The 16663-nt window shown below is 68.4% G+C and carries 16 protein-coding genes and 1 pseudogene; 5 read left to right on the top strand and 12 right to left on the bottom strand.

Translation table 11 applies throughout. The features are described 5' to 3' along the window. Nucleotides 1-52: 52 nt before the first annotated feature. The gene (locus AC3WR5_RS31795) at nt 53-1798 is read right to left on the bottom strand and encodes a methyl-accepting chemotaxis protein (protein ID WP_492489759.1); all 1746 of its coding nucleotides are present in this window, start codon (nt 1796-1798) and stop codon (nt 53-55) included. 147 nt (nt 1799-1945) lie between these two features. On the opposite strand from AC3WR5_RS31795, the gene AC3WR5_RS31790 reads away from it, so the two are divergent. Continuing rightward, nucleotides 1946-2368: a hypothetical protein gene (locus tag AC3WR5_RS31790; protein ID WP_492489757.1), complete on the top strand. Its 423-nt coding sequence runs from the start codon at nt 1946-1948 to the stop codon at nt 2366-2368. A 27-nt stretch (nt 2369-2395) separates the two neighbouring features. Next, nucleotides 2396-2851 (top strand): ferredoxin, encoded by a 456-nt coding sequence (locus tag AC3WR5_RS31785; RefSeq protein WP_492489755.1) that lies wholly within the window; start codon nt 2396-2398, stop codon nt 2849-2851. A 67-nt stretch (nt 2852-2918) separates the two neighbouring features. Here AC3WR5_RS31785 and AC3WR5_RS31780 read toward each other — a convergent pair whose 3' ends face one another. The 11 genes from AC3WR5_RS31780 to AC3WR5_RS31730 form a co-directional block, all read right to left on the bottom strand. Next, entirely contained in the window at nt 2919-4172 is a 1254-nt protein-coding gene (locus AC3WR5_RS31780) for an SfnB family sulfur acquisition oxidoreductase (protein WP_492489754.1), read from the bottom strand. Between the two features lie 35 nt (nt 4173-4207). After that, nucleotides 4208-5536 (bottom strand): SfnB family sulfur acquisition oxidoreductase, encoded by a 1329-nt coding sequence (locus AC3WR5_RS31775; RefSeq protein ID WP_492489753.1) that lies wholly within the window; start codon nt 5534-5536, stop codon nt 4208-4210. Nucleotides 5537-5593: 57 nt separating this feature from the next. After that, nucleotides 5594-6160 carry a flavin reductase family protein gene (locus tag AC3WR5_RS31770; RefSeq protein WP_492489752.1) on the bottom strand — a complete coding sequence of 189 codons (567 nt, stop codon included), beginning with the start codon at nt 6158-6160 and terminating at the stop codon, nt 5594-5596. 40 nt (nt 6161-6200) lie between these two features. Further along, complete coding sequence (locus tag AC3WR5_RS31765; protein ID WP_492489751.1) at nt 6201-7244, bottom strand: serine O-acetyltransferase; 1044 nt, start codon at nt 7242-7244, stop codon at nt 6201-6203. Nucleotides 7245-7387: 143 nt separating this feature from the next. After that, nucleotides 7388-8425, bottom strand: coding sequence for a CysB family HTH-type transcriptional regulator (locus AC3WR5_RS31760; protein ID WP_492489749.1), 1038 nt, complete (start codon nt 8423-8425; stop codon nt 7388-7390). A gap of 215 nt (nt 8426-8640) precedes the next feature. Further along, nucleotides 8641-9663, bottom strand: a complete 1023-nt coding sequence (locus AC3WR5_RS31755; protein WP_492489747.1) for a sulfate/molybdate ABC transporter ATP-binding protein — start codon at nt 9661-9663, stop codon at nt 8641-8643. Nucleotides 9664-9682: 19 nt separating this feature from the next. Then, a complete protein-coding gene (cysW, locus tag AC3WR5_RS31750; protein ID WP_141288361.1) occupies nt 9683-10621 on the bottom strand; it encodes a sulfate ABC transporter permease subunit CysW in 939 nt (312 codons plus the stop codon). Between the two features lie 34 nt (nt 10622-10655). Then, complete coding sequence (gene cysT / locus AC3WR5_RS31745; protein WP_492489745.1) at nt 10656-11600, bottom strand: sulfate ABC transporter permease subunit CysT; 945 nt, start codon at nt 11598-11600, stop codon at nt 10656-10658. Between the two features lie 161 nt (nt 11601-11761). Further along, complete coding sequence (locus AC3WR5_RS31740; protein WP_492489743.1) at nt 11762-12778, bottom strand: sulfate ABC transporter substrate-binding protein; 1017 nt, start codon at nt 12776-12778, stop codon at nt 11762-11764. A 201-nt stretch (nt 12779-12979) separates the two neighbouring features. Further along, a complete protein-coding gene (locus AC3WR5_RS31735; protein ID WP_141288364.1) occupies nt 12980-13198 on the bottom strand; it encodes a TOBE domain-containing protein in 219 nt (72 codons plus the stop codon). A 56-nt stretch (nt 13199-13254) separates the two neighbouring features. Next, nucleotides 13255-13542 (bottom strand): hypothetical protein, encoded by a 288-nt coding sequence (locus tag AC3WR5_RS31730; RefSeq protein WP_141288365.1) that lies wholly within the window; start codon nt 13540-13542, stop codon nt 13255-13257. Between the two features lie 212 nt (nt 13543-13754). Here AC3WR5_RS31730 and AC3WR5_RS31725 point away from each other — a divergent pair, with 212 nt between their 5' ends. The 3 genes and pseudogenes from AC3WR5_RS31725 to AC3WR5_RS31715 all read left to right on the top strand — a co-directional run. Continuing rightward, nucleotides 13755-15395: a sensor histidine kinase gene (locus tag AC3WR5_RS31725; protein ID WP_492489741.1), complete on the top strand. Its 1641-nt coding sequence runs from the start codon at nt 13755-13757 to the stop codon at nt 15393-15395. Further along, nucleotides 15392-16114, top strand: a complete 723-nt coding sequence (locus tag AC3WR5_RS31720; RefSeq protein ID WP_492489739.1) for a response regulator — start codon at nt 15392-15394, stop codon at nt 16112-16114. Before AC3WR5_RS31725 ends, AC3WR5_RS31720 begins: the two co-directional genes overlap by 4 nt. Before the next feature lie 256 nt (nt 16115-16370). Continuing rightward, nucleotides 16371-16663: pseudogene (locus AC3WR5_RS31715) on the top strand (IS5/IS1182 family transposase); the annotation flags it as partial.

The following is a 16663-nucleotide window of genomic DNA, read 5'->3' as shown; positions in this document are numbered from 1 at the left end:
AAATGCAGAACAGGCCCCGCAGGGCCTGTTCAATGGCTTGTTGGCCCTGCCGTCAGAAGGTTTCCCAATCGGCCGAGGCATCGGCCGTCACGGCCGCTGGTGCGGGCTTGGCAGCGCGCGGTGCCGGGGCGGGCGCGTGGCTGGGTTTGGCCGTGGCGTGCGGCGCTGCGTGCGGTTTTGCGCGCGGCGCCGCGGGGGCCGGCTTCACCGGTGCAAAGCTGTGCTTGGGCGCAGCGGCCTGTGCCTTCGCCGGTGCCACCGTCTCGCCATGCCTGAGCTTGAACACCGCAACGGCTGCCACCAGTTGCTGGGCCTGCTGCTTCAGGCTCTCGGCGCCGGCAGCGGACTCTTCCACCAGCGCGGCGTTCTGCTGCGTGGCCTGGTCCATTGCGGTGACGGCCTGGCCGACCTGGGCCACGCCTGCGGCCTGCTCGCGCGAGGCCGAGCTGATCTCGCCGACGATGCTGGTCACGCGGCCGATGGAGCGCACCACCTCGTCGATGGTCGCGCCGGCCTGGTCCACCTGCGCGGTGCCTTGTTCCACCCGCTCGCTGCTCTGCGTGATCAGGCCCTTGATCTGCTTGGCCGCCTCGGCCGAGCGCTGCGCCAGGCTGCGCACTTCGGAAGCGACGACCGCAAAGCCGCGGCCTTGCTCGCCGGCGCGAGCCGCTTCGACGGCGGCGTTCAGCGCCAGGATGTTGGTCTGGAAGGCAATGCCGTCGATGGTGCCGATGATGTCGGCGATCTTCTTCGAGCTTTCGCTGATGCCGCGCATGGTCTCGACCACCTGCTGCACCGCCACGCCGCCGCGGCCGGCCACGTCGCTGGCGGTCGCCGCCAGTTCGTTGGCCTGCTGGGCGTTGTCGGCATTGGCGCGCACGGTGGCGCCCAGTTCGTCCATCGAGGCCGCGGTTTCTTCCAGCGCGGCGGCCTGCTGCTCGGTGCGGGACGAGAGGTCGCTGTTGCCCGAGGCGATCTGCGCCGAGCCGGTGGCCACGCCTTCGGCGTTCTGGCGCACGTGGCCCACGATGTCGGCCAGGCGTTGCTGCATTTCCTTCAGCGCGCGCAGCAGCTGGCCGGTCTCGTTTTCGCCGCTGGCGTCGAACTCGGCGGTCAGGTCACCTGCCGCCACCCCACGCGCCACGCGCACGGCTTCATGGATGGGCCGGGTGGTGCTGCGCACCGTCCAGACGCACACCGCGACGGCCGCGGCCAGCGCCAGGCCGATCAGCGTGCCGACCATGGCCAGTGCGCTGGCGACTTCCTGGTCCGCGTCCGCGCCGGCCTGTTCCATCAGCTTGCCGCCCAGCGTCACCATCTCTTCGACGGCGCTCATGTAGGCCACCTGGCGCGGGCGCACCTCGGTCAGCAGCACGGTCTTGGCCTCTTCCAGGTTGCCCTGCTTGAGCAGGCCCAGCACCTTGTCACGCGGGCCGCGGTAGGCGGCGCGGGCGGCGGCCAGCTTCTCGAAGCCTTCCTTGCCCTTGGGCGTGGTCATGATGCTCTTCAGCACCTCGAACTGTTCGGCAGTGCGCTTGCTGACCGCGTCGATGTCGTCGTACAGCGCCTTGGCGTCGGCAGGGTCGGTGACGATGAACAGCTCGCGGATGTTGCGGGCCACCGTGGCATTGGCTTCCTTGATGGTCAGGAAGCGCTGCACCTTGGGATAACGGTCCCGCACCGCCAGTTCCAGCTTGGCATTGATGGCGTTGACCTTGAGGATGGAAATCGCGCCCAGCACCGCGACCAGGATCGCCATCATGGTGAAACCCAGCACCAGCCGGGTGGAAATCTTCATGTCTTGAATCCGCATCGGGCACTCCGAGTTCGTTGCTCGGTCATTTATCGGCCGCCTTGTGGATTGCTGAAGGATGACGTAAGCGCGAGCGCGGCGCTGCCCTCGAAGTCGTGGCCTTATCCTCGGTGGACTTCGGAGGAGGAACTGGTGAAAGAACTGACCGAGCTGATCCAAAGATGGCGTGCCGCAGGGCTGGCGCTGCATGCGCCCGCTGAGGCTGCAATCGTGCGCCAGGCGTTTGCCCATGTTGGGTCTCGGGCCACATCCGACGTGATCGCGCTCTACGCCCGGATCGGCGGCATGGATGACATGGACGAGGAGTTTTGGCGGCTGTGGTCGCCCAGCCAGATCGTTGAAGAGAATGGCGCATGGTCACCGGTGGGCGTGCTGTTCTCTGACTACATGGCCAGTTGCTGGTGTTACCGGCTTCAACCGAACGAAGACGACACCAGCGCCGTCTTCATCGACCACTTCAACGGCGAAGCGCCGGTTCGCATTGCCGACACGCTCGCCGGTTTCTTCGCCTCCTACATCAAAGATCCGACGGCGCTTCTCTTCGGCGTGCCATAGGACGGCAAGGTAGAGTTGCCGCCGATCATGACGACCCCTCATCCCCTGAATTCGCCGGGCGATTTCTATGTCGAGGACGGATGCTGCATGTCCTGTGGCATGCCAACTACGGAAGCGCCCGATCTCTTCGCCTATGTGGAAGGCGGTGGTCACTGCTATGTGCGCAAGCAACCCGTCACACCTGAGGAGCACGACCAGATGGTGGCGGCGTTCCGGGTGCAGGACGTCGGCTGCATTCGCTACAAGGGAACGAACCGGATCATCCAGATTCGCCTGATCGACACGGGCGAAGGCCCGCAGTGCGATGACCTGGACATGGAACTGGCGGACCGAAACCACAAAGTCCAAGCCGCACGAGAAGAGGCGCGCGAAGCCGTTCGCGCGGAAGAGCGTGCGGCAGCGAAGGCTCGCATACTGGCTGCGCGAAGCAACTCGCTGTGGGCGCGCTTCGTGCGCTGGATCCTTGCCGAGCCATCTTGTTGAAGACTCAAGGTCGAGCGAGCGGTCTTCCTCTGGTCTGAACCCTTACCGCGCCAAGCATCGAGTTTGCCTACAACGCGCCGTGCCTTGGCGGCAGCTTGTCGTTGAGCACATGGTTGCCGACCGCGTGGTATTTCCAGCGCACCGGGTCGTGCAGTGTGTGGGTGCGGGCGTTGCGCCAGAAGCGGTCCAGGCCCAGGTTGCCCAGCGTGGCGGCGGTGCCGCAGAGTTCGAACAGGCGGGTGCTGGCGTCCAGCGAGAAGGTGGTGCTCAAGGCGCGGGCTTCGGCCACGGCGATGGAGGCTTCGGCGACGCTGCGTTCGGTCGGGCGCAGCTGGGCGGCATCCAGGAAGCGGGCGGCGCGGCGCAGCAGGGCATGGGCTGCGGCCTGCTGGACCTTCAGCTCGCCGATCTGCTGGATGGCCAGCGGGTCGTCGGCGGCACGGGCCAGGCCGCTGTCCATCCACGGGCGGGCGTGTTCGCGCAGAAAGGGCAGCGTGGCCGCCAGCGCGCCCTGGCCGATGCCAAGGTCGATGGCGGCATGCAGGATTTGCGCAAACGGGCCGATGGTGGACGGTTGCTCGAACGAGGCCTGGAAGGGCACGACCCAGCCGGGCTCGACTTCGGTGTTGTCGAACACCACGCTGCCGCTGCCGGTCAGGCGCTGGCCCATGCCGTCCCAGTCATCGATGACGGTGACGCCTGGCGCATCGCGCGGTACGAAGGCCAGGTACTGCACTTCGCGGCCCTCTTCCTCGGTGACCACCAGCGTGGGGATCCAGTGTGCATACAGCGCGCCGGTGCAGTAGAACTTGCGGCCTTCGATGCGCCAGCCGCTGCCGGCGCGCGTGAGCCGTGTGCGGCGCTTGAAGTCCTTGTGGCCGATTTCGGCCAGCGCGTTGCCAAAGCGTTCGCCGGCCATCACGCGGTCGTAGAAGAAGCGCTGCTGCGAACGGCTGCCGCCCACGCGCAGGACTTCCAGCGCGTAGAAATGGTTCTGCGGGATCTGGCCCAGCGAGCCATCTGCGGCCGAGATCAGCGCAGTGACCTCGGCCAGCGTGGCGCTGCTGGCGCCCAGGCCGCCATGCTCGCGTGGCACGCTGATGGCCCACAGGCCGCTGGCGACAAAGGCGTCCAGTTCGGCCCAGGGCAACGTGCGCGACTGGTCGCGGGCGGCGGCGCCGGGGGCAAATTCGGCGGCCAGCTGGCGCGCGGCGCGCACGGCGGCAGCGTCGTCTGGTAGACGGGCCGGGCGCTGCAGCGGCGGGTCGGCCGGCTTGAGCTGGCGGGCTGGGGCGGGTGTGGGCGTGAGCAGCAGGGACATGGGGGAAGTCGGGGCTGACGAGGCTGACGGAGCGCTCAATTCCACGAGTGGCGCGCCGGCAGCACGCCATTGAGATGGTGGTTGCCAATGAGCTGCAGCTTCCAGCGCACCGGGTCGTGCAGCGTGTGCACGCGGGCGTTGCGCCAGTGGCGGTCCAGGTGGCGCGAAAGCCGGGTGGCGGACGAGCCGGCCAGCTCGAACAGCTGCTCGCTGGCGGCCAGCGCGGCGCGGGTCGTCATCACCTTGGCTTGCGCGACGGTGACCGAGGCGTGCGCGCTGGCCTCGGCGCTCAAAGGCGTCCAGCAGCCTTCGGCATCCAGCGCGCTGGCCGCCAGTTCGTCCAGCGTGCTGGCGGCTTCTCGCAGCAACTCGTGGGCTGCATGCAGCGTGATTTGCAGCCGGCCGACCTCGGCGATCAGATGCGGGTCGTCACTGGCGCGTTCCAGGCCGGAGTCGACCCAGGGGCGGGCGCGTTCGCGCACGTAGATGAGCGCGTCGGCCAGCGCGGCCTGTGCAATGCCCTGGTCGATGGCGGCCTGGATCAGCTGCGACACCGGGCCATAGAGCCCGGGCCGCTCGGCCAGCCGCCACAGCGGCAACACGTCTTCCGGGTCCACCTGCACCTGGTCGAAGCGCACGCTGCCGCTGGCGGTGGTGCGCTGGCCAAAGGCATCCCAGTCGTCGATCACCTGCACGCCGGGCGCGTCAGCCGGCACCCAGGCCTGCACAGGGCGGCCCTTGGCGTCCAGCGCGCGGGTGGGAATGCGGTGGGCGAACAAGGCCCCGGTCGAATAGAAGCGCTGGCCGTTCAAGGTCAGCCCGCCATCCTCGCGGGGGACCAGCTTGGGGCCGCCGCGCAGGATGGTGGGCGCTTCGGCGGATTTGCGCTCCGGCCCGGCATTGCCCAGCCGCAGACCGTCCAGCGCCTCGGCGTAGAAGCGCTGCTGCTGCGCCTGGCTGCCGGCTTCGCGCAGCACGCCCAGCAGCGCGAAATGGTTTTGCGGGACCTGGCCGAGGGCTGGGTCTGCGGCGCACAGCGTGATGAAGACTTCGGCCAGCGTCAGGCACGAGACCTGGGCACCGCCGAAGCGGCGCGGCACCGTCATGCCGCCCAGGCCGCTCTCGGACCAGCGCTGCAGCTCGTCCCACGGCAGCCGGCGTTGGTGGTCGCGCTCCGCGGCCCCGGTGGCGAACTCTGCGGCCAGCTGCCTGGCGACTTGCAGGGCCTCGGCGTCGTCACGGATGCGGTGCACACGCTCTGGCTCAGGGCGCGGCGGCGATGAGCGAGGGGGCGCAGAGGCGGGTGTTCCATCGGCGACCGCCTCGTGAGCGGAGGCCAGCGCGGGCGCGGTGATCACGGTCATGTTGCTGGCATTGCAGCGCATGGCCTCGCGCGCGGCCACGAAGAAATTCGGGTTTGCTTATCCGGTGGCCGTGCCCTTCAGCAGCCCGCCGCTGGTGAAGAAGTTGCCGCCACCCAGGTGATGCAAGGCCCGCTGCGGCTCGGGCAGGTCCTGCCAGTGCCCGTCCTTGAACGCGAAGTCCTCCGCCCAGGCGGCGACGACTTCAGCGAGGAACAGGTCGTAGGTGGCTTCGTTGTGCGGCTCGGGGTAGACCTTGCATTCCAGCCAGGCCAGGCAGCCTTCGACCAGCGGGGCAGGGACTTGCGAGGCCGGTGTGGTGGCAATGCCGTAGGTGGCGAACTTGTCGCGCTCGCGGCCGCTGGTGTTGCCGACGGCGACCACCATGTCGAGCTGTGCGGCGTTGGGCACCGAGAGCACGAAGCTGCCGGAGGCGGCGATCAGCTCGCGCGTGAAGGTGGCCTTGTCGATCACTACCGCGACCTTGGGCGGCAGGAAGTCCAGTGGCATGTTCCAGGCCGCGGCCATCACGTCGCGCCTGCCTACGCTGTCGCCGCTGGCGACGAGCACCGTGGGGCCGTGGTTGAGCAGGCGGCTGGCGTGTTTCAGTTCGACGGGGATGCGCATGCGGCGGATGGTATCGCCCACTGCCGCATGCGAGGCGTGCTCAGGGGCGTGCAGGCCCCTGACGCAGCGTCGCCTGGCTGACGAGTGCGCCGGCCGGCACGTCGTCGGTCAGCCAGACGTTGCCGCCAATGCGGGCGCCCTGGCCGATGCTCACGCCGCCGAGCACGGTGGCGCCAGCGTGCAGCACCACGTCGTCGCCCACCGTGGGGTAGGCCAGCAGCGTGGTGCTGCCGGGCTGGCGCGGGCTGTCGCCAGCGTCCAGCGTGACGGCCTGGTGGATGCGCACCTGGCGACCGATGCGCACGCCTTCGCCGATCACGACGCCATTGCCGTGGTCGATGAAGCAGCCGGCGCCGATGGTGGCGCCGGGATGGATGTCGATGCCGGTGCGGCTGTGCGCCAGGTCGGCCACCATGCGGGCCAGCAGGCGCGCGCCCAGGCGGTGCAGGCGATGGGCCACGCGGTGGTGGATCATGGCCCGCACGCCGGGGCAGCAGAGCAGGATCTCGTCGACATTGCGGGCGCTGGGCTGGCCGTGGAAGGCGGCGGCGACGTCGCTGTCCAGCAACGAGCGGATCACCGGCAGCGAGCGCGCCAGGTTGTTGACGACCTGGCGAGCCAGTTCGGGCAGCTCGCCGCGGTTGCGTTGCTCGTCGTCCAGCAGGCGGGCGTCGTGCGCCAGCTCCAGCCGCACCTGGCCTTGCAGGAACTGCAGCGTCTGGCCCAGCGTGCGGCGCACGTAGATGTCTTCTTCCTGCGGGCGCAGTTCGGGCGGACCCAGGCGCATCGGGAACAGCACGCCGCAGAGGTCGTCCATGATGTGGGCGACGGTGTCGGGCGAGGGCAGTTCACGGCCGGCAGGTTCGCGCGAGCGGCCGCTGGCTTCGCGCCAGCTCAGGCGCACGGTGCGCAGCGAGGTGACGATCTGGTCCAGGTCGAGCTGGGCGTCGGCCGGGCTCAGTGTGTCGTTCACGGGTTCCAGTTGAACGGGCGTGGGCACGATGGGGCCGTGGGGGTCAGGTGCGCCCAGCGGCTGCATGGCAGCCGGGCGGGTGAGCGATTGCAGCAGATCTGTGGCGTTCATGGCGGGCTCGGCGGTAGGCGTTGAAGATCAAAGACAAAGCAAGGGTTCTCAGCGAATGGCTTCAGCGTAAGGGCCGGGCTGCGACGACGGAACGAATCAAAGGGCCGCTGCTTATTCGGTTTGTGATTTCGGCGGGGCCGGGCTCAGGCGCTTTGGGCGAGCGGCAGCACCTTGTCGTTCGGTCCGTTGTACAGCGCGCCATTGCTGGCCAGCTCCGGATGCTGCAGCTCGGGCCGGCTCAGGCCCTCGCGCAGCAGCTCCTTCTGCAGCTCGGCGGTGACGACTTCGCGCGTCAGCGGCGGCGCGAAGGCGCGGATGAACTCGAACACGATGTCGCGCAGCGGCTCGCCGCGGCGCACCGCCAGCCGGGTCAGGTTGGGCGCAAACAGGTGGCGAGCGTCCAGCGCCACCATGTGCTCGTTGTCCCGCTCGGGCTGGTGCGCAATCGCCGCGACGATGCCCACGCCCATGCCCAGCTCGACATAGGTCTTGATCACGTCGGCATCCATCGCTTCCATCGCCAGCTGCGGCGCCAGGCCGGCTGCGGCAAAGGCCTGGTCCAGCGAGGCCCGGCCGGTGAAGCCGCGCTCGTAGGTGATCAGCGGGAAGCGCGCCAGGCGGGCCAGCGTCAGCGGCTTGCCGTCGGTCAGCGGGTGGCCCTTGGGCACCAGCACCAGGTGGGTCCAGCTGTAGCAGGCCAGGGTCAGCAGGCCTGCATGGCGGGCCAGGCCTTCGGTGGCAATGCCGATGTCGACCTCGCGGCGCAGCAGCTGCTTGGCGACCTGGTCCGGCGAGCCCTGGTGCAGCGTCAGGCCGATGTGCGGATGCTGGGCGCGGAAGGACATCACGGCCGGCGGCAGCGCGTAGCGGGCCTGCGAATGGGTGGCGGCAATCGTCAGCTGGCCGGAGGCCTCCCTGGCGTAGTCGCGGCCGACGTGGCGCAGCTTCTCGGCATGCACCAGCATGCGCTCGACGATGGGCAGCATGCGCTCGCCCGGCGGCGTGAGGCCCACCAGGCGCTTGCCGCTGCGGGCGAACAAGGCCAGGCCCAGTTCGTCTTCCAGCTCGCGGATCTGGCGACTGACACCTGGCTGCGAGGTGTGCAGCACCTGGGCCACTTCGGTGAGGTTGAAACCCTGGCGCGCGGCTTCGCGGACGGAACGCAGTTGCTGGAAGTTCAAGGCAATGTCCCCTGGTTGAGCGCGGCGAGCCAGTGGCCCACGCGTCGCTTGGTGTCAGGGGATTTTGGGGAGCCGGCCCTTGCCTGCGAAGGAAGCTTTCCGCCTTAACTCATGACCGGCGTGCACAGCCGATGACACGTCTGCTCACCAATGAAAAAGGGCTGCCGAAGCAGCCCTGGGTGACACGGGGGGAGGTACGGGTGGCAAGGAAGCGCTCAGACAGGCCCCGCAAACCGCGTCACGCGGCGCGGCTTCAGGTGCACGCGGCAGCCGTTGATCAGGTTCAGGCGGTCACGCGCGTTGATCCAGGCTTCGCGCGGCAGCTCCACGTCCACGTAGCTGCCGTCGTCGTCGCGCTTGAATTCGATGCGGGTGTTCGGGCCGACGGTCAGCGTCTGCGCCAGCGTCACGGCCCAGGTGTCGGCCTCGGCCGTGGCGACGATCTCCAGCTCGTGCGGGCGCACGTAGCTGACGTCGGCCTCGGCCTTGCCTGAAGCATTGCGGCCGTGGAACAGGTTCACGTCGCCGAGGAACTTCAGCACGAACGGCGTGGCCGGGTTGTCGTAGACCTCGTCCGGTGCGCCCTGCTGCTCGATGCGGCCTTCGTTCATCACGACGATGCGGTCGGCCACTTCCATGGCTTCTTCCTGGTCGTGCGTGACGAAGACGCTGGTGACGTGCATCTCGTCATGCAGGCGGCGCAGCCAGCGGCGCAGTTCCTTGCGCACCTTGGCGTCCAGCGCGCCGAAGGGTTCGTCCAGCAGCAGCACCTTGGGCTCGACCGCCAGTGCGCGGGCCAGCGCCACGCGCTGGCGCTGGCCGCCGGAGAGCTGGTGCGGGAAACGCTCGGCCATGGCGTCCAGCTGCACCAGCTTCAGCAATTCAGCGACCTTTTTCTTGATCGCCGCTTCGGACGGGCGCGTCTCGCGCGGCCGCACGCGCAGGCCGAAGGCAATGTTGTCGGCAATGCGCATGTGGCCGAACAGCGCGTAGTGCTGGAACACAAAGCCCACGTTGCGGTCGCGCACATCGGAGAAGGTGGCGTCGGCACCGTGGAACAGCACGCTGCCGGAGTCGGGCTGTTCCAGCCCGGCAATCATGCGTAGCAGCGTGGTCTTGCCCGAGCCGGACGGGCCCAGCAGCGCGACCAGTTCACCGGAGGGAATTTCCAGGTTCAGGTTGTTGCAGACGGCGAGCGAACCAAAGCGCTTCACCAGGTTTTTGACTTCAATCGACATGATGAATTTCTCTCGGTTTTCAGTGAGCGCCTTGGGCGGCCGACGATTCACGCTTCACGCGCTGCTCGACGATGTACTTCAGCACCAGGCTGACCAGCGCCAGGCCGGCCAGCAGCGAGGCCACCGCGAACGAGGCCGCGAACTGGTATTCGTTGTAGAGGATCTCGATGTGCAGCGGCATGGTGTTGGTGAAGCCGCGCACATGGCCGGACACCACCGAGACCGCGCCGAACTCGCCCATGGCCCGCGCGTTGCACAGGATCACGCCATACAGCAGCGCCCACTTGACGTTGGGCAGCGTGACGCGCCAGAAGATCTGCCAGCCCGAAGCGCCAAGCACGCGCGCGGCCTCTTCCTGTTCCTGGCCCTGCGCCTGCATCAGCGGGATCAGCTCGCGGGCCACGAACGGGAAGGTCACGAAGACGGTGGCCAGCACGATGCCGGGCACTGCGAAGATGATCTTCAGGTCATGGTCGCGCAGCCATTCGCCCCACCAGCCCTGCAGGCCGAAGACCAGCACGTAGATCAGGCCGGCGATCACCGGGCTGACCGAAAACGGCAGGTCGATCAGCGTCAGCAGCAGGTCCTTGCCGCGGAAGTCGAACTTGGCGATCGCCCAGGCCGCGGCAACGCCGAACACCAGGTTCAGTGGCACCGAGATGCCGGCGGCGATCAGCGTGAGCTTGACGGCGGCCAGCGCGTCCGGCTCGACGATGGCGGCCACGTAGACCTCCCAGCCCTTCTTGAAGGCTTCGACGAACACGGCCACCAGCGGCACGAACAGGAACAGCGACAGGAACAGCAGCGCGATCAGGATCAGCGTGGTGCGGACCCAGGCCGGCTCTGTGGTGGACGACAGCGCGGAGCGTGCGCGCGTGCCTCGCTGCGAAACGGGTGCGCCGGGGGGCGCCGGCTGCGGCGTGGCCGCGTCGGGCAGGGGAATCTGGGCGGTGGTCATGCGAACCTCGGCAAAAACAGGGATTTGGGGAGGCTCAGCGGCCCTGGCGCTTGCGGGCCCAGGCCTGCAGCAGGTTGATGACCAGCAGCATCGTGAAGGCAATGCTCAGCATCACGACCGCGATGGCGGTGGCGCCGGCGTAGTCGTACTGCTCCAGCTTGGTGATGATGAGCAGCGGCGTGATTTCCGAGACCATCGGCATGTTGCCGGCGATGAAGATCACCGAGCCGTATTCGCCCAGCGCGCGGGCAAAGGCCAGCGCGAAGCCGGTCAAGAGCGCCGGTGCCAGCGAAGGCAGGATCACCTTGGTGAAGGTCTGCAGCCGCGAGGCGCCCAGCGTCGCCGCCGCTTCTTCGAGTTCCTTGGACAGGTCTTCCAGGATGGGCTGCACCGTGCGCACCACGAATGGCAGGCCGATGAAGGTCAGCGCGACGAACACGCCCACCGGCGTGAAGGCGACCTTGAACGGCACGTACTGGCCGATCCAGCCGGTCGGCGCGTAGAGGGCCGTCAGCGCGATGCCGGCCACCGCGGTGGGCAGCGCAAACGGCAGGTCCACCAAGGCGTCCACCACGCGCTTGAACGGGAAGGTGTAGCGCACAAGCACCCAAGCGACCAGCATGCCGAACACGCCGTTGAGCAAGGCCGCGGCGAACGAGGCGCCGAAGGTCAGGCGGTAGGACGCGACGACGCGCGGCGACGCCACCGCGGCCCAGAAGCCGTCCCAGCTCAGCGTGAAGGTCTTCAGGAACACGGCCGACAGGGGGATCAGCACGATGATGCTGAGGTACAGCACCGTCATGCCCAGTGCCAGGTCGAAGCCGGGCAGCACGCTGCGGCGGCGCAGCAGCAGGCGCGACAGCCAGGGGCCGCGCGCCGGACGGCTGGCGGGATGGGCGGCAAGGGAGGCGGTGGTCACGGCGGGTCCTGGGGTGGGTGGTTCGGCTGTCTGGGGGCTGTCCAAGCAGCCTTTGCGCATGTGTTCATGCGTGAAGTGATGCTAGGCAGCGGCATCAAGTCGAGGAACGAAGCAAAACGCGCTTGCTTATGAGAAACGCGGCGGAAAGCCGCGCCCTGGCAGGAAAACCGCGCAAGCGCGGAGGCCGGGCACCCGCGCGCAGCGGTGCCCGGCCGCAGTCATCACTTGTTGACGTAGATGCTGTCGAAAACGCCACCGTCATTGAAGTGCGTCTTCTGGGTCTTGGCCCAGCCACCGAAGGTGTCGTCGATGGTGAACAGCTTCACGGCCGGGAATAGCTTGGTGAATTGCGCGGCGGCCTTAGCGTCGACCGGGCGGTAGTAGTTCTCGCCGGCAATCTTCTGGCCTTCGGGCGAATACAGGTACTCGACATAGGCCTGGGCCACGGCACGCGTGCCGTGCTTGTCGACCACCTTGTCGACCATGGTCACCGGCGGCTCGGCCAGGATGCTGACCGAGGGCACGACGATCTCGAACTTGTCCGGGCCCAGTTCCTTGACGGCCAGGAAGGCTTCGTTTTCCCAGGCGATCAGCACGTCGCCGATGCCGCGTTCGACGAAGGTGGTGGTCGCGCCGCGGGCGCCGGAGTCCAGCACCGGCACGTTCTTGAACAGCGCGGTGACGAAGTCCTTGGCCTTGGCGTCATTGCCGCCCGGCTTCTTCAGCGCGTAGCCCCAGGCCGCCAGGTAGTTCCAGCGGGCGCCGCCGGAGGTCTTGGGGTTGGGCGTGATCACCGAGATGCCCGGCTTGATCAGGTCATCCCAGTCCTTCACGCCCTTGGGGTTGCCCTTGCGGACCAGGAACACGATGGTCGAGGTGTAGGGTGAGCTGTTGTGCGTCAGGCGCTTTTGCCAGTCGGGCGGAATCAGCTTGGCCTTCTCGCCGATCTCGTCGATGTCATAGGCCAACGCCAGCGTGACGACGTCGGCCTCCAGGCCGTCGATCACCGAGCGGGCCTGCTTGCCAGAACCGCCGTGCGACTGCTTGACCGTCACGGTGTCGCCGGTCTTGGTCTTCCAGTAGGCGGCGAAGGCCTTGTTGTAGTCCTGGTAGAGCTCGCGGGTGGGGTCGTAGGAGACGTTCAGCAGCGTGACGTCCTTGGCGATGGCGGCGGCGCCGGTCAGGGCGAGCAGCGCGGCGGCGGCAAACTGGGCAATCGTGGTACGGCGGGACGGCATCGGAGGTTCCTCGGGGCGTTGTTGCAATCTGGAACCAGATGCTAGAAATCGCGCATCGAACGAGGAACGAATCAAAACGAGCTTTCTTATTCGATTTGTGCGGGGCAAGCGGCCTTGGCCAATGAAAAACGGGCGGCTCATGGCCGCCCGTGGGATGTGGCAACAGGCCTCGCCAGGTCGGCGCGGCCCGGGCCGATGGGGTCAGAGGGTCGCGATGGACACCTCGGTCGACTTGACCAGCGCGACCACGTCGCGGCCCACGCGCAGGCCCAGCTCGTGCACCGAGCGGGTGGTGATGACCGAAGTCACGACCAGGCCGGACGGCATTTCCACGTCGACCTCCGAGACCACCGGGCCCTCGATGATTTCCTTGACCCGGCCACGGAACTGGTTGCGCGCGTTGACAGCGAGGATGCTCATGGTGATTTGCCTTTTCTAATGACAGCGTTGAGTTCGGATGGGAGTTCGGGAGACCGTCAGGCCGCAATGCGGAAGCTGCAGGCTTCGTCGGGCTGCAACTGGGCCAGCGCCTTGGGCACATGCACCTGCAGCGCCACGCGATGGCCGAAGGCGTCTTCGACCCAGGTGCAGCCGTGGGCCAGCAACTCGGCCGCCAGGCGGCCCGGCTCGACCCGGTAGCCCGCCACGCGCAGCTGCTGGGTGCATGCCAGCAGGGCCGACACGTCGCGCGCTTCCAGCGCCTGGCGCAGGGCCTGGCCGGTGACGGGCAGCTCGACCGGAGCGTTGGCGATGTGGCTTGTCATGGCAGGTCTCCTGCGTGATGGAATGCCTTGATCATGGGCGCCGCCCCGGCTTGCGTGAACGAAGGCTTTCAGCTATCCATAGCCTGCCACCGCATAAAAGACCGGCTGCAAACACGTTCAGCGTGTTTCAACCCGTGTCCCGGCTGGGCGCGCCAGCACGCAGCTGCTGATGCGATGCGCCAAGCGCGCGTGCTAGCGTCCGGTGCATGAACATGGCCCGCGTGCCTTCCGAAGCCTCCGTGGCGCCCGCTGCTGCGCAGCCGCATGGCTTGCGGCTGCTGATGCGGCCGCATCCGGCATGGGGGCTGCTGATCTGGGGCCTGGCCGCTGGGCTGATGGCCTGGCTGGACGGCCATGTCGACCTGGCCGGGCTGGCCATGCTGCCGGTGCTGGCCGCCGCGCTGGCCGCGCTGTGCCTGCCGCTGGGCGTGTCGCTGGCGCTCAGCGCGCTGGCGGTGCTGGCCTTCAACTGGTGGTTCGTGCCGCCGCGCGGCAGCTTCCAGGTCGACCTGCGCCATCACGCCTTGCTGCTGGGCGCGATGCTGCTGGTCAACTGGATCGTCACGTGGCTGATGGTGGCGCAGCGCCGGCTGGCCGCGCAGCTGGCCCGCCAGGCCCGCCATGCACACCAGCTGCGCGAGCTGGGCGAGGCGCTGCGCGCGGTGGACGATCCGCTCGAACATGCCGGCCTGCTGTTCAGCCACCTGGCGCGCGAATTCCAGGGCGCGCCGGTGCTGATGCTGCTGCAGCAGCCCAAGCTGCCGGCGACCGATCTGCCCGAGGCCGTGCGCTGGTTCGGCGAGCCCGACGACGACACGCGCGTCGGCCTGTGGCTGTGCCTGCGCCAGCCGCGGGCGATGGGGCCGGGCACCGGCCGGCATGAAGCGCTGCGCCAGTGGCTGCTGCCGCTGCGCGGCCGGCATGGTGCGCGTGGTGCGGTCTCGCTGCCGCTGGACGAGAACTGGCTCAATGCGCTGGCCCAGGCCGTCGGCACCGGCGACAGCCCGGCGCTGCCCGAGGCCATGCGCGCCCATGCGCAGGCCTTGTGCGACCAGATGGGCGCGGCGCTCGAACACGCCCAGGCCGCGCGCCTGACCACGCAGGCGCGCCAGCTGGCCCAGGAGCATGCCACCCGCAATGCCTTGCTGGCGGCAATCTCGCACGACTACCGCACGCCGCTGGCCACCATGCTCGGCGCCGCCTCGTCGCTGCACGACCAGGGCGACCGCCTCTCCGCCGCGCAGCGCCGCACGCTGCTGGCCACCGTGATCGACGAGATCGGCCGGCTCGGCGAGTTGACCGACAACACCTTGCAGCTGGCCCGCCTCAGCTCGCCCGGCGTACAGCTGCGGCTGGACTGGGAATCGGCCGAAGACATCGTTGGCGCCGCGATGCGCCGTGCCGGCCAGCGCCATCCGCAAGGTGCGCTGCGCGCCCGCGTCGAGCCGGGGCTGCCGCTGCTGCGCTGCGACGCGCTGCTGCTGGCCCAGCTGCTGGACAACCTGATCGCCAACGCGCTGAAGTACGGCGGCGACAGCCCGGTCGAACTGCTGGCCCGCGCCCAGCCCGGCCACTGGGTACTGGCCGTGCGGGACCGCGGCCCCGGCGTGCCACCCGAATGGCGCCAGCGTATCTTCGACGTCTTCCAGCGCGGCCCGGTGGACCTGGCCGCCACCGAGCGTGGCGGCCGCAGCGGTGCGGGCGTCGGCCTGGCCGTCTGCCGCGCGATCGCCGAGGCCCACGGCGGCACGTTGCGCCTGCGCGCCCGCGGCCACGGCGGCAGCAGTTTCGAATGCTGGCTGCCGCTGGGCGAGGCCGCGCCTGCGCCTGCAGAGGAGGCCGAGACATCATGACCCTGAGGGTTTTGCTGGTCGAAGATGACCGGGAGCTGCGCGCCACGCTGAGAAGCGCGCTGGACATCGAAGGCTACGAAGTCTTCACCGCCGCCAGCCTGGCCGAAGCCCAGGCGCTGACCACCCACCTGGCCGACGCCGTGCGCCCGGCCGGTTTCGACCTGGTGCTGCTGGACCTGGGCCTGCCCGACGGCGAGGGCCAGCAACTGCTCGGCATGCTGCGACGCAAGCACAGCCTGCCGGTGTTGGTCATCTCCGCCGCGCAGGACGACGGCCAGAAGATTCGCCTGCTGGACGCCGGTGCCGACGACTACCTCGTCAAGCCCTTTGCCGTTGGCGAGCTGCTGGCCCGCATGCGCGTCACGCTGCGCCACCGCGGCACGCGCATCGACGCCGCCCTGACCCACTACCGCAGCGGCGGCCCCATGGGCCTGGAAGTGGACCTGGGCACTCGCAGCGTCAAAGTTCGCAACGAAGCCTGCCACCTCACCCCCACCGAATTCAAGCTGCTCGCCCGCCTGGTCCGCAGCGCCGGCCAGGTCGTCACCCACCGCCAGCTGCTCAGCGACGTCTGGGGCCCCGACCAGACCGAACAAACCCACTACCTGCGCCTCTACATGGCCCAGCTCCGCGCCAAGCTGGAGAGCCAGCCCGCGAACCCGCGCTGGCTGCTGACGGAGCCGGGGGTGGGTTATCGGTTGGTGGAGGCGGAGGGCTGAGTGTGCTGCCGGGCTCAGCAATGAATCAGTCAGTGAGGTGAACGAGGTTCGCGACTTTCAAGCATTGACGCGGCTGGCTCAGCCCGCTCGAGCTAGTGCCCTGCACGGCCAGCGCCGCCTTGAGAATTACGTCGTCGGCCTTGCAAATCAGATAAGCCGTTGTCATAGAACGACTTTCGGGTGATTTCTGATGGTGCCAGCTCCCGGGAATGAATCCAATGGACATTGGTTTCTGGGAGTTTGGGAGTCCCCACCGATGGCCACCGACGACTTCTTCCGTGCCCGGCTCGATCAGATGATCGACCTGCGCCACGCGCTGGCGGTGCTGGCCACGCGAATGCCCTGGGCGCAGATCGAGGCCTCGCTGACGCCACTGTTCGCGCACCGTGATCGCAAGGGTCTACGGGTTGAGGGCGCTGATCTGTTTGGCCCCAGCCCGGCGGTGGCAGGAGCGGGTGTGAGCAATGCCGGTCGTCCCCGCCTGCCGATCCGCCTGATGGTGGCGCTGCTGTACCTCAAGCACGCCTACAACGAGAGCGACGAGTCGGT

The organism is Ideonella sp. FW305-24 (assembly GCF_058788035.1).
Note: the sequence above shows the minus strand (reverse complement) of the source record. Positions and strands in the feature narration are given on the sequence as shown.